The sequence below is a fragment of the Paenibacillus sp. 11B genome (genome assembly GCF_030487755.1).
Classification (GTDB): domain Bacteria; phylum Bacillota; class Bacilli; order Paenibacillales; family Paenibacillaceae; genus Paenibacillus; species Paenibacillus vandeheii.
In genome coordinates this window covers 296,259-309,646 of sequence record NZ_JAUKNS010000006.1, presented here as the reverse complement: position 1 = coordinate 309,646, position 13,388 = coordinate 296,259, and the positions used below count along the sequence as shown (strand labels likewise).

At 48.5% G+C, this 13,388-nt stretch carries 10 protein-coding genes; 8 read left to right on the top strand and 2 right to left on the bottom strand.

Features of this window, described 5'->3' with window-relative positions:
• Window positions 1-50: 50 nt before the first annotated feature.
• Window positions 51-2,129 carry a transglycosylase domain-containing protein gene (locus tag Q0V21_RS25595; protein ID WP_301881180.1) on the bottom strand — a complete coding sequence of 693 codons (2,079 nt, stop codon included), beginning with the start codon at window positions 2,127-2,129 and terminating at the stop codon, window positions 51-53.
• 413 nt (window positions 2,130-2,542) lie between these two features.
• On the opposite strand from Q0V21_RS25595, the gene speE reads away from it, so the two are divergent.
• From speE to argS, 7 genes are all read left to right on the top strand, one after another.
• Window positions 2,543-3,370, top strand: coding sequence for a polyamine aminopropyltransferase (gene speE / locus Q0V21_RS25590; RefSeq protein WP_090905341.1), 828 nt, complete (start codon window positions 2,543-2,545; stop codon window positions 3,368-3,370).
• A gap of 14 nt (window positions 3,371-3,384) precedes the next feature.
• Window positions 3,385-4,254 carry an agmatinase gene (gene speB, locus Q0V21_RS25585; RefSeq protein ID WP_024628791.1) on the top strand — a complete coding sequence of 290 codons (870 nt, stop codon included), beginning with the start codon at window positions 3,385-3,387 and terminating at the stop codon, window positions 4,252-4,254.
• Between the two features lie 925 nt (window positions 4,255-5,179).
• A complete protein-coding gene (locus Q0V21_RS25580; protein WP_301881179.1) occupies window positions 5,180-6,367 on the top strand; it encodes a WD40/YVTN/BNR-like repeat-containing protein in 1,188 nt (395 codons plus the stop codon).
• A 216-nt stretch (window positions 6,368-6,583) separates the two neighbouring features.
• Entirely contained in the window at window positions 6,584-8,065 is a 1,482-nt protein-coding gene (locus Q0V21_RS25575) for an alpha-N-arabinofuranosidase (protein ID WP_301881178.1), read from the top strand.
• 4 nt (window positions 8,066-8,069) lie between these two features.
• The gene (locus tag Q0V21_RS25570; RefSeq protein ID WP_301881177.1) at window positions 8,070-8,363 is read left to right on the top strand and encodes a DUF6171 family protein; all 294 of its coding nucleotides are present in this window, start codon (window positions 8,070-8,072) and stop codon (window positions 8,361-8,363) included.
• Window positions 8,364-8,628: 265 nt separating this feature from the next.
• Entirely contained in the window at window positions 8,629-9,054 is a 426-nt protein-coding gene (locus Q0V21_RS25565) for a YwiB family protein (protein WP_079345574.1), read from the top strand.
• Entirely contained in the window at window positions 9,051-10,730 is a 1,680-nt protein-coding gene (gene argS / locus Q0V21_RS25560; protein ID WP_285080731.1) for an arginine--tRNA ligase, read from the top strand. The genes Q0V21_RS25565 and argS overlap by 4 nt, the downstream gene beginning before the upstream one ends.
• A 244-nt stretch (window positions 10,731-10,974) precedes the next feature.
• On the opposite strand, the gene Q0V21_RS25555 is transcribed toward argS, so the two are convergent.
• Window positions 10,975-12,132, bottom strand: coding sequence for a S8 family peptidase (locus tag Q0V21_RS25555; protein ID WP_079345578.1), 1,158 nt, complete (start codon window positions 12,130-12,132; stop codon window positions 10,975-10,977).
• Between the two features lie 463 nt (window positions 12,133-12,595).
• On the opposite strand from Q0V21_RS25555, the gene rpoE reads away from it, so the two are divergent.
• Window positions 12,596-13,171, top strand: coding sequence for a DNA-directed RNA polymerase subunit delta (gene rpoE / locus Q0V21_RS25550; protein WP_079345582.1), 576 nt, complete (start codon window positions 12,596-12,598; stop codon window positions 13,169-13,171).
• Window positions 13,172-13,388: the final 217 nt, after the last annotated feature.

Sequence of the window (13,388 nt, the reverse complement as noted above, 5' to 3'; positions counted from 1 at the left end):
GAAATTTTGGAGTGACGTAATTGCGTCATTACGTATTTACGTCACTTTGGTCATTCCACCCACCAGCGTTTGAAATCCTTCCACCATGAATGCTTCTCTTCCTGTATTCCCTGCTGATTCTGCACTTCGCGACTGTTTTTATCATCCTCTGAACCCGAATCGTCTGAAGCGCTGCGACAGACCTCAGTCGGCTCTGTGCCATCAATAAAAACTTCCAGCCGTTTCTCGGCGCAGCCATTGCCCGCCAGTTTGCCGGATTCGGGATCGATATATACACTGACGACGTTATCCGGTACGGTGAAGATCTTCGGTGGAACACTGGCAAGAGCCTGTTCCGTGAACTGGGCAAACATAGGTGCCGCACGACGCCCGTCGGATGTGGAGATGGCTTTGCCCTGATCGTAACCGACCCAGACAGCTGTGGAGAGCTCTGGGGTAAAGCCAACTAACCAGGCATCCGTATTCGTTGTCCCCGTTTTGCCAGCGACAGGCCGTTTAATGGTTGCAGATACCCGATTGCCTGTTCCGCCATTTTCGAACACACTCTCCATCAACCGTGTTAATACATAAGCAGCAGCGGGTTCAACGACCCTCTCAGCCTTGGTCTGAGGTGTTTCATAGATTACTCGTCCTGCGGCGTCCGTCACTTGCAGAATGGCTACAGGAGGTGTTCGCTGTCCACCTGCGGCAATAGCGGAGAATGCGGAAGCCATCTCCAGAGGACTAACCGGTGAGGTTCCGAGTGCAAGGGAGGGTACCGGGCTCATATTACTCGTAATCCCTAGATTCTTGGCCATCTTCACCACTTGTTCAGGTCCGATCTGCATAATCGTATTTACCGCGTAGATGTTGTCCGAAGCGGCGATGGCCTGTCTCAGATCAATCTCGCCTAAATACTTATCCCCGAAATTGCCGGGTTTATAGGTTTTGCGATCATTGTCATAATGAAACAGGGTTGGCTCGCTTTTAAACATGGAAGCACTGGTGAGCTGTTTGGATTCCAGGGCAGCCAGATACATAATCGGTTTAAAAGCAGATCCTGGCTGGCGTGTAGTCGCCAGTACATGGTTAATCTGATTGGTGCGGTAATTTTTGCCGCCCACCATCGCTTTGATGTATCCGGTACGGGGATCGATCGATACCAGAGCGGTTTCCAGCTCGCTTTTGGCATCCATGCCTTTGGCTACGGCGTCTTCCGCCGCTTTTTGCACACGCAGATCAAGCGTGGTGTATATATTCAATCCTCCATGATCCAGCATCGCTTCGCTGATTCCCAGCTCCTTGACGGCCAGATTCCGGATATAATCGCGGAAATAGGGGGCGCTTTCCACGGTTTTACGTTCACTTTCCGGCTTGAACGAGAGCATTTCCTCATAAGCCTTATCAGCTTCCGCTTGCGTAATTTTGCCGATGTCAGCCATGGCATTTAGTACAACCTTCTGCCGATCCTTGGCGTTCTTCATATGATTATATGGAGAATAGTACGTCGGACCCTTTGGAATTCCTGCAAGCATGGCACTTTCGGAGAGTGTCAACTGTTTGGCCGATTTGCCAAAATACATCCGCGAAGCCGCTTCGATTCCGTAGGCACCATGACCGTAATAGATTTCATTCAGGTACATCTGCAGAATTTCATCTTTGGTGTATTTCATCTCCAATTGTGCCGTGTACATGGCTTCCTTGGCTTTACGGGTCCACGTCTTTTCATGGGACAAATACAAGTTGCGCGCGAGCTGCTGGGTCAGTGTACTTGCGCCCTGAGACATCTGCATATGCTCCAGGTTTACGAGTACAGCCCGTCCCATTCCTCGGATGTCGAAGCCGACATGATCATAGAATTTGCGGTCCTCAACTGCAAGTGTGGCGTTGACTAAGTCAGGTGAAATATCTCCTAACTGTACAGGCACCGAGTCTTTGCCTCCCGCCGAGAAAGTGGCAATGACTTCGCCCTGGCTGTCCAGCAGTCTGGAATTGCGATCCGAGTCAGCCAGCGGCAGACTAGTGGCGTATAGGTAGACTAATCCTGCTGTCAGGGCGATTAGGCCGAGAATAGCGAGCAGAGTCAGACTTTTGATGACTTTCCATATGCGGAACCCGCGTTTGCGGGTCTTTTGGCTTGGTTGGGTCATGGAACGGGCTCCTTTCTTTTCTTTCCAGTATGGGAATTCGGTGACATGGATATTCAATCATCCCGTTTAACGGTTTAAAATATAGCTTTTTTGCAGAAAAAAACCGTTTTGCAGTATAAACGTCAATCGCGTATAATGCAAAAGGGTAATGAAAGATAACAGTTCGGCACAACATACAACAGGCAAGGAAGATCGAACAGTACCATTGTCAGTGATTATTTGATCACTCAGACGCTCTGTACGCTCTGGTCAATTTAATCTATATAATGTAGTGAAACGCGGACCTTTCCCGCAGCCAGCAACCATAACGCTGTATGGCGCCGAACGCTGGACGTGCTTGGGCGAACTGGCAGCGCACCCGCGCTTTGTCAGGTATGGCTGATCATTAACTTTACGGAAAGAAGGTAGAGATTATGGAATTGTGGTTTACGGAGAAACAGACCCCCGCATTCGGAATCACCGCGAAGATTAAGCAGACCTATGTAAGCGAAAAGACGGATTTTCAAGATCTGGCTATGGTAGAGACCGAGGAATTCGGCAATATGTTGCTGCTTGACGGCATGGTGATGACGACGGTGAAAGACGAATTCGTTTATCATGAAATGGCGGCTCACCCTGCGCTAAACACACACCCGAATCCGAAAAAGGTGCTGGTTGTCGGTGGCGGTGACGGCGGAGTTATCCGTGAAGTCATTAAGCATGCTGCTGTAGAAAAGGCAGTTCTTGTCGAAATCGACGGGAAAGTGATTGAATATTCCAAAAAGTATCTGCCCGAAATCGCCGGTAAGTTGGACGAGCCTAACGTCGAAGTGCTGGTGAACGATGGCTACATGCATATTATAGAGCATAAAAATGAATACGATGTAATCATCGTTGACTCCACAGAGCCTGTAGGGCCGGCTGCTCCGCTATTTGAGCGCGGTTTCTACCAAGGCATCTATGAAGCGCTAAAAGAGGACGGGATCTTCGTTGCTCAAACGGACAACCCGTGGTTCAAAGCGGATCTGATCCAAAAGGTAAACAAGGACGTTAAAGAAATCTTCCCGATCGTACATGTGTACGGCTGTAATATCCCTACGTACCCAAGTGGTCTGTGGACTTTTACAATGGGGAGCAAAAAACATAATCCGCTTGAGGTGGACGAGACGCAGATTCCAGAGATGGATACGAAATATTACTCTCCACGTCTGCACAAAGCGGCGTTTGTTCTTCCTAAATTCGTGGAAGACCTTACGAAATAAGGAGGATTATTGAGATGAAATTGGATCAAGCTTATTCAGGTAACGTGTTTATTTGCAGTTCAGAGGATTATGAGAACTCCAAAGCGGTCATTTATGGTATGCCGATGGATTACACCGTCAGCTTCCGTCCAGGGTCCCGTTTTGGTCCTTCCCATATCCGTCAGGCTTCGGTTGGACTTGAAGAGTACAGCCCTTACCTGGATAAAAGCATTGTGGATATGACTTACTTTGACGCCGGCGATCTGCTTTTGCCTTTCGGTAACGCAGGACGCAGTCTCGAAGTCATCGGAGAATATATCGGTGGCCTGCTGGCGGACGACAAATTCCCGATTGGTCTCGGCGGGGAACACCTTGTTACTTGGCCTGTCATTCAGCAAATGTACAAAAAATATCCCGACCTTATCCTGATTCATATTGATGCACATGCCGACCTTCGTGAAAACTATGAAGGCGAGCCATTGTCTCACTCGACACCAGTGCGTAAAGCAGCTGAACTGATGGGTGGCAAAAATATTTATCAGTTCGGAATTCGTTCCGGCTCTCGTGAAGAGTTCCAATTCGGACGGGAGAACATCAACTTCTATCCATTTGAAGTGGCAGCTCCGATGAAGGAAGCTCTTCCGAAAATGGGTAACCGTCCGGTATACGTTACAATTGATATCGACGTGCTTGATCCGTCCGCGGCTCCGGGTACAGGAACAGCAGAAGCGGGCGGTATTACGTCCAAGGAACTGCTTGAAGCCATCCACATGATTGCAGGATCAGATGTAAATGTAGTGGGTTGTGATCTGGTGGAAGTGGCACCAATTTACGATCCTACGGAACAGACACAAATTGTGGCTGCGAAGATGATCCGTGAAATGCTGCTTGGATTTGTGAAGTAATAGTAAAATAACAGTAAAATAACAGCGTCCTCTGTCTGCGCCGGGTTAAAAGCCTGCGTAGGAGAGGGCGTTTTTTTATGATCGTTTCTTAAACTTGATTGATTGAACCTCATTTCTGGATGATGTTATACGGACTACAAAAGTATTCAGTAATATATTCATTGATATATTACATTCGTGAAGTATATGGTGATTGGGTTTGACCATATATAAAAAAGAGCCTTCACCGCGCCAACGGTAAAGACTCTTAGGACCCCGAAAGGCTGTGGACTGCCACGGCGTGCATGAATTAAATATTGCTATTCAAGCGAAACCCACCGTCAGGCTGTCAACCTTATGAGGTGGGTTTTCGCTTGCAATTCAAGTCCATAACATCGATTATAGCACGTACGTTCCCATGCCTCTACCGTTTGTTGTATATATAAATACACCCGTGTGTCATGCAGAAAACACTTATTCGGGATGACTCTATCTTAATATTTATGTATAATATGGAAATAGAGGGAAGGGGTTTTGTTATGCATGCAATCCGGGCTCAATTGAGTATGTATCCCAAATGGTTTATAGCGGTACTTATGATATTTACCATCAATCTTATATTAACAATGACTTTGTTCATCAATTTAACGTTAATACTGGCTAATCTCGCTATGTTATATGTTGCCTTTAGCATCAAGACACTTAAATACAATAAATTGCATTTTGTCCTGTGCCTGATTTTAAGTATCACTTTTGTGATTATTGCTTTTAAGACATATCCCATTTAAATCGGCTCGTAGTAGAGATTAATGATGAACCACTCATGCCCATGAGATACAAAATGTGGGCATGAGTGTTTTTTTATTGCAATAATGTCACGCGGGATAAACAAATTGTTACGTTAAATCCTGCAAAATGGGGTAAAACCATAGAAGGAGGTGTCACAATGACAACAATGAGCAGAATGACATGGAAACGGATCGGCGCACTCGCATTATCGATAACGCTGGCTTGGGGACTTGGTCCGGTACATACACTACCAGGCGCTAACGCTGCATCCTCCCCAACGTGTGGAAGTGGAGATCATGGATTAACAGCTACGTTGAAAAAGGGCAGTGGTGTGGAAGACCAGCGACTGCAATTTACGGATATCGACTTTTTAAACAATACAACCGGACGGGCTGCTGGCGAGGGATTCCTGATCGGTACCTCGAATGCAGGCTGTACGTGGCAGTCCATTTATACCGGTCAATGGCAGTTCACACAACTTGATTTTCCGAATAATGTGAATGGATTTGCATTGGCTCAGGTGAAGAATTCTCCTACGACGTATCTCATCCGCTCAACAGATGGTGGATCACACTGGACACGGATGGATATTGGTGGCTTACAATTTAAGCGAATTGATTTTCGCACTAAAAATGAAGGCTTTGGGTACACCTATAATGGGGCATATATGACAAAGGACGGGGGTGCAACATGGAGCCCCATCTCTACACCAGCCAATACACGCGGAGCTGTGTTTGCGACAGAGAAGCAAGGTTATGCCATTGTCGTGGCTCCTGGTTCGGGTTACCGTATCATGCAGACAAGTAATAGCGGCAAGAACTGGACGCAATCGTTGAAGGTGGCATCAACAACCTGGAGCGGTGGAGACTTATACGCAAGCGGTAACCAGGTATGGGCCCTTCTGTATGGCGACGCAGGAATGTCCCAGCAATCGTATTCCCTCTATGCAAGCGGGAATGAGGGCAAGAATTGGAGACAGGTATTCGCTCAATCTACAGCAGGTGGTGGTCCGGCTCCAGGTGCAAGCAGCACAGGGAACGGAAAAGGTCCCGCAGAACCAGGGGGTCACCCAGGGAACATGGCGTTGATCGGTAATCAGACGGCCTATCTCTCAGGAGGATCACCTGCAGCAGGCAAAGTAGGGATTGGACGTTCTTATGATGCAGGTTCCACGTGGAAAAATATTGACCTGAAGGATCCAGGTTATAGCTCCCGCATTTCGTTCCCTTCTGCCAAAACAGGTTGGCTCGTCGTAACAAGCAACAATTCTCCTGCGATTTATGAGACGACAGATGATGGAACAACATGGAAGAAAAAAATGTTATTGCCCGCTGAAAACGAGTAAATGGCGTCATGCCATGGAATAATTTTAAGGCGATTTCAATCTAAAAGAGTGTAAATCTTAACTTATTTGGCCTGATGAGGCCGACATGAACAAACAAGCCTTTTCCGGGCAAGTGAAGCCGGAATGGGCTTGTTTGTGTTGAAATAAAAACGGTTGAATCCTGTTCAAAAACACGTTATTGTAAGCGATAACAATTACTTTTAGGAGGTTGAAATTATGGTTGAGGTTATTTTAAAGGCTGATTCGGAACAAGGATTAATAAATCGTAATATATATGGTCACTTTTCCGAGCACTTGGGACGCTGTATCTATGAAGGGTTGTGGGTAGGAGAGGATTCACCTATTCCGAATACGGAGGGCATCCGTAACGATGTGCTGACTGCGCTGCAAAAGCTTCATATTCCAGTGCTTCGCTGGCCTGGCGGTTGTTTTGCGGATGAATACCACTGGAAAGATGGCGTAGGTCCAAAAAGTGAGCGCGCCCGCATGATCAACACACACTGGGGCGGGGTAGAAGAGAACAATCATTTTGGTACGCATGAGTTTCTGAGATTGTGTGAACTGCTCGGTACAGAGCCGTATATCAGTGGCAATCTGGGAAGTGGTACGGTGCAGGAGATGCAGGAATGGGTGGAGTACATCACGTTTGATGGGGAATCTCCAATGGCGAACTGGCGGAAGAGCAACGGCCGTGAAGAGCCATGGAAGCTGAAATATTTTGGTGTCGGGAACGAGAACTGGGGTTGCGGCGGTAATATGCGTCCTGAATACTACGCAGATGAGTACCGTCGTTACGCGACATATGTACGTAATTATTCCGGAAATGAGATATATAAAATCGCCTGTGGGCCAAACGATCACAACTACGACTGGATGGAAGTATTAATGCGGGAGGCCGGTCGTTTTATGGATGGAATCAGCCTCCATTATTACACCATTCCAACAGGTGAGTGGGCGGATAAAGGTGAGGCTACAGGATTTGGAGAAGCCGAATGGTTCACAACGTTGAAAAAGACGCTATATATGGAAGAGTTACTTGTGAAGCACTCCGAGATTATGGATAAATACGACCCTGAGGGCAGAGTCGGTATTATCGTGGATGAGTGGGGAACGTGGTATAACGTTGAACCGGGTACGAATCCGGGATTTCTGTACCAACAAAATACGATGCGAGATGCCGTACTTGCCGGGATCAACCTGAATATTTTTAACGCACACAATAAAAGAGTGCACATGGCCAATCTGGCACAGATCGTTAATGTTCTCCAATCGCTCGTTCTGACTGAAGGAGATAAGATGCTGCTTACGCCTACATATCATGTGTTCGATATGTATCAGGTGCATATGGACGCACAGCGATTGGAGCTGAACTATGAGAGTCCTGGATATACATTCGGGGACGAGACCATCCCTCAACTAAGTTTGTCGGCTTCTCGCAGCAATGATGGAATTATTCATGTGACAGCGTGTAACCTTAGTCATACGGATGAGCTTGAAGTGGTCTGTCACATCGAATCAGCGGATGCTGCTTCTGTATCGGGACAGATTCTACATCATGCAGATTATGGTGCGTTCAACACATTTGAACAGCCGGATCGGGTTCAACCTGCGGAATGGAAGGGTATTACACTCGAAAATAACAAACTGCGTTTTGTGCTGCCTCCGGCCTCTGTTGGAGTAGTCGCTGTAAAGGGCTGATCCAATGGAAGCATCTGTGACAGGTGGACATATCGGAAAGCAGCAACCATGCAAGGGATGTAATGATCAATATGATGTAAAGATCAGTGAAGCCAAGATGGCGCGGCTCGTGGCGTTGGCTTCACGCTCACGTCCGGCAGTCGAGGATAGTGAATATGAGCGGCGTATGAGCATTTGCTCCCATTGTCCAGCTTTACAGTACGGCACGACCTGTCGCTATTGTGGCTGTCTCGTACAGGTGCGCGCCAAGCTGGTAGAGTCGACCTGTCCATTTCCATATGAGCCGCGATGGACCTGATACGGAACGTATTTCCTTATTAATGAAGCAAGGCAGAGCTGCACTTTACAGGTGTGGCTCTGCTTTTTTTGGCGCTGATGGGCAAAAACTCTGAATTTGGATTTGAATTGAGCGGGTGAACTGGATATAGTTATACAGTAGAGTTTAGGATAGCGAGCTATCCGGAAATATGAGCGCGTATAGCGGCACAACAATACAGGAAGGGCTGTTCTCACCGGCCGTGCCTGATTTTGCGTCGCCTCGAATATAATGGAGGTTAACATTCATGTCGAACATGCGACCGGTTCAGATCCGGCTGCACAGCCGTTATGAAGGTGAAGATGTACTGCAGGAAATGCAGGGTGAAGCCGTGTTGAAAGGATCTGTGCTCTATGTACGGTATGAAGAACCACAGACCGGACCCGAGGGCGGTATTACCCGAACAACATTGAAGCTGGGCGGACAATCCATCAAGATTATACGTCATGGCGAGGTGGAATCGGAGCAAACGTTTGAACTAGGCCGCAAGCTCCCTGGTTTTTACCGCTCGCCGTATATGTCGTTTGCCTTGTCCACGCATACACAGGAGCTGGAACTTTCCATTCAGGGATTGAGCGCACGCGCAGCGTGGAGCTACGACTTTTACCGCTTTGACGAAGAATCCGGACATTTCGCGATAAGTTTGCATATACAGGAGGAACCAATTTCATGACACGTAATCCATTAGATACGATTAACGAACGGGTAAGTACAGCTATCGGCAATGCCATTGTTACTGCTGGCATTGTTGCGCAGGAGGACCTGCCGACCATTACCCTTGAAGTACCACGCGAGAAAACACACGGCGATTTGGCGACCAATGCCGCTATGCAACTGACCAAGATTGCCAAGCGTAATCCACGCCAGATTGCAGAAGAGATTATTGCCAATCTCAATCTGACTGAAGCTGGAATCGAGAAGGCGGAAATTGCCGGACCAGGATTCATTAACTTCAAATTGGACAAGAGCTATCTCTATCCTGTGCTGGGGCTTGTACATGAGCAGGGCGAGAATTATGGAAGAATCAATGTGGGTGAAGGGCGCAAGGTCGAGATGGAGTTTGTCAGTGCCAACCCGACAGGCAGCCTGCATCTGGGCCATGCGCGTGGAGCGGCTGTTGGTGATGCGCTTTGTAACATCCTCGACTATGCCGGGTATGATGTAACACGTGAATACTACATTAATGATGCCGGTAACCAGGTGTTTAACCTGTCTCGCTCCATTGAAGCTAGATATTTGCAAGAACTGGGCCAAGATGCAGAGATGCCGGAAGACGGTTATCACGGTGAGGATATCAAAGGATTTGCCAAGGAGCTGGTAGCCGAGAAGGGTGATTCTTTGCTGTCCATGCATCCGGGTGACCGTGCTGCCTATTTCCGTGACTTCGGTCTGGAGAAAGAGCTGGACAAGATCAAACGTGACTTGAATCGCTTCCGTGTCAATTTCGACATCTGGTTCAGCGAAACTTCACTGTATGATAACGGAGAAGTGCTGCGTGTGCTTGACGAATTGCGTGATCGTAATGAAATCTATGAGCAAGACGGAGCAACTTGGTTGAAAACCATGCAGTATGGTGACGACAAAGAGCGCGTTTTGATTAAAAATGACGGTACGTACACGTACCTTACGCCAGACATCGCTTATCACCGTGATAAATATGCGCGTGGATATGACACCATGATTAACATCTGGGGAGCGGACCACCACGGCTATATTCCACGGATGAAAGCGGCCATGCAAGCACTCGGCAACGATCCGGAGAAATTGGTCGTGTTGATTGCACAGATGGTGAGCTTGTTCCAGAACGGCGAGAAAGTGAAGATGTCCAAGCGTACAGGCAAGGCAGTAACGATGGAAGATCTGATGGACGAAGTAGGCATCGATGCCATTCGTTACTTCTTCACCATGCGCAGCATGGATTCTCATCTGGACTTCGACATGGACCTCGCCATTTCGACGTCTAATGAAAATCCGGTATTCTATGTACAATACGCACATGCTCGGGTATGCAGCGTGTACCGTCAGGCAGAAGAACAAGGCATTGAGCTGTTGCCATTGTCACAGATCGACCTTTCGAAGCTGACAACGGAGCATGAATATGACCTTCTTCGCAAAATGGGTGAGCTGCCTGAAGAAATCGCGACTGCTGCTACGGGATATGCGCCTCATCGTATTGTTCGTTATGTATATGAACTGGCATCCCTGTTCCACAGTTACTACCGTGCGGAGCGCGTCATTACTGAAGACGCGGGACAAACGCAGGCGCGTCTGGCGCTGATCGGTGCTGTACGCACCGTCATCGCAACAGCGCTTCGTCTGGTGGGCGTGTCCGCACCGGACAAAATGTAATTCAAGCCTTGGCGGTGCTCAGCCGCCCTATGGCTTTGACAAAAAGTCTCCATGCACCACGCGCCTGCAATGCAGCGTGGACATGGAGACTTTTTGCTGTGCCCGCGGCCATGGTTACACGGCCCGAGGCACTTAAGGCCAGCGCCGGCTGCCGCTATGGTTACCGCCATGAAGCATCACACCGCGCGGCAGTGCTGCGCTTAGCGATGCTTCACGGGGCGGCCCCAGCGGCAGCCGACGCTCCTTACCCTCCGCCCTCCTGCATTAGCTTGAGGGCGTCAATCTCGCCACCGCGTATTTTGCTCTTCGCGGTGGAGGTCTTGCGTGCGCGCAGCGGAACGGTCGAGCGCTTCACGAGCGTTTTGATCTCGGCTGGCGACAGGCCAGGATGCTTTGCAAGCAGGAGCGCTATGGCGCCACTGACGTGCGACGTCGCCATGGAGGTGCCGCTCATCTCATGGTGCTTGCCTTGCACCCAGGAGGAGACGATTTTGTCCCCTGGCGCATATACATCGACGAATGCGCCTCGGTTACTGAACGAGGCAATCCGCCGGTTTTTGTCGGTTGCACCGACCGATATCGTTTGCTGATAACGTGCCGGATAATCAATGCTGCGGCGTTTGCCGTCATTTCCTGACGAAGCGACAATGACGATCCCGGCCTGATACGCACGGTTCACGACATCAAGCAATGCTTTGCTGCGCGTTTTCATGCCAAAGCTCATATTGATGATATCGACCCGATTGCGCACACACCAGTCGATCCCAAGCACGATGTCTGACACAAAGGCCGAGCCATTATGGTCGAACGCCTTCACCGGATAGATCAGCGAGCGGGGAGCTACACCGATCATGCCTGCCGTACTATTAGCTGCGGCAATGGTTCCGGCAATATGGGTGCCATGACCGTTATCATCATGAGGAAGCAGGCTGCGGTTTAACAGATTGATTCCGCGTGCCAGCGAATAGCGAAGATCAGGGTGCTGATAATCGGCACCTGTGTCAATTACACCGATTTTTATCCGGTGCCCTGTGGAAACGGACCATACTTTGGGAGCGCGAATCTGCTTTACGCCCCAAGGTACGCCCTGAACGCTGCTCGGTTTACTGTGTAGCGCGGTGGCGGCATGCAATGAAATGGACGCGTCTTCTTCTACCGTAATGTCATCACTGTAGCGATATAGTTCTTCCGGGTCATGCACCGGGGCGATAATGGAGCGGGCCAGCCGGGAGGAGCGGACCGCACTAAGATCAGTAAATTCATTCCTCATCCGCGACAGTTCCACGAGGCAGGCTTCATATTGCTTCGGTTTGGCGAACCGAATTAGGTATCGCCGCCCCTGTTCTGGTTCGGGACGTTGCATTCCTTCAACCAATTGATGTAGAAAACCAGTATAGTCCATAATGGGCAGCCCCCTTCGGGATGAACATGCTGAGGTATTCTATGAATGCGTTCATCTCGCCGCATGGGGAACCTGCCCTTTTTTTACAAAAACACATTCTCTTCGTGTCAAAACGGGCGAAGGGACATATGATGGATGGAGGGCTAGAGGGCTCTTGCGGGGACCCTGGGAGGAGCGATCCTTCAAGGGTATACAGTCAGAAGGCGGAGGGGGACTCCGTCTTTTTTATATGATGCTGCCATTTTTGACCTAAAGATGATGTGCCCGCCAGTTAGTTGTCTCTTACAGTCTGTATATTGCTCGTTTAAAAGTCGCTTCTTGGAATTATGAGACATCCATACATAAAAACTTGCTTTTTAACGCTAAATAGGTTTTACTTAGGTTTGTTAATGGATATGTTATACGTAACGTTCCAGTTCGTAGGGATATAAAGTGAATTATGTGTGAGAGGAAGTGTCTGTCAGTGAGTACCTCGCTCAATTTGAAAATTGATAAAGAAAAGGTCAGAGAGATTCCTTTGGTGGACCTCGCCTTTATGGTGCTGAAAGCGGCCAATACGCCGTATTACTACCGTGATTTGATGAATGAGGTAGCTAAACAGCGCGGAATGACTGATGAAGAAATCAACGAGTTTATCGCCCAGCTATATACCGAGATTAATATCGATGGCCGTTTTGCTTGCGTCGGTACGAGTCTGTGGGGCTTGAAGCGCTGGTATCCGGTAGCTGGATCGGAAGATACCATGACGGGTGCGAAGCGTCCGCGCATTATCAACGATGAAGACGATGATCTGGAAGATGAGGACTTCGGCGAAGAGGAAGACAGCTACAACAGCGACGAAGACTTCGATAATTCTGATGATGATCAGGACGAAGATGATGATGACGATGATGATGACGAAGACGACATCTTTGACGAAGAAGATAGCGATGAAGAAGTTCTGGTTGAAGATGACGATTTGGAAGAGGAAGACCTCGATGAAGACGAAGAAGAAGAGTCTGAAGACGAGGCTGAATTTGACGACGATTCCGATAAGTAACCGTCATTTTTGACATCGATAGTTTACCCATTTTCCCCGCATTGTCAACCTTGACAGCAGACGGGGTAACGGGTAAACTATTGCATGGGCTTATGAATGAGCGACAAAATATTTATGTTTTTTATAAAAAGTGCCCCGTCCTGCGGGAGTACTTTTTTTGTATTTTTAGAGGCAGAATTTTGCAAAATGATTTGAATTCCGCATGCTCCCGGCCAAC

Coding starts and splice junctions, on each gene's coding strand:
- Q0V21_RS25595 (WP_301881180.1), bottom strand. CDS start 2,129: ATGACCCAACCAAGCCAAAAGACCCGCAAACGCGGGTTCCGCATATGG.
- speE (WP_090905341.1), top strand. CDS start 2,543: ATGGAATTGTGGTTTACGGAGAAACAGACCCCCGCATTCGGAATCACC.
- speB (WP_024628791.1), top strand. CDS start 3,385: ATGAAATTGGATCAAGCTTATTCAGGTAACGTGTTTATTTGCAGTTCA.
- Q0V21_RS25580 (WP_301881179.1), top strand. CDS start 5,180: ATGACAACAATGAGCAGAATGACATGGAAACGGATCGGCGCACTCGCA.
- Q0V21_RS25575 (WP_301881178.1), top strand. CDS start 6,584: ATGGTTGAGGTTATTTTAAAGGCTGATTCGGAACAAGGATTAATAAAT.
- Q0V21_RS25570 (WP_301881177.1), top strand. CDS start 8,070: ATGGAAGCATCTGTGACAGGTGGACATATCGGAAAGCAGCAACCATGC.
- Q0V21_RS25565 (WP_079345574.1), top strand. CDS start 8,629: ATGTCGAACATGCGACCGGTTCAGATCCGGCTGCACAGCCGTTATGAA.
- argS (WP_285080731.1), top strand. CDS start 9,051: ATGACACGTAATCCATTAGATACGATTAACGAACGGGTAAGTACAGCT.
- Q0V21_RS25555 (WP_079345578.1), bottom strand. CDS start 12,132: ATGGACTATACTGGTTTTCTACATCAATTGGTTGAAGGAATGCAACGT.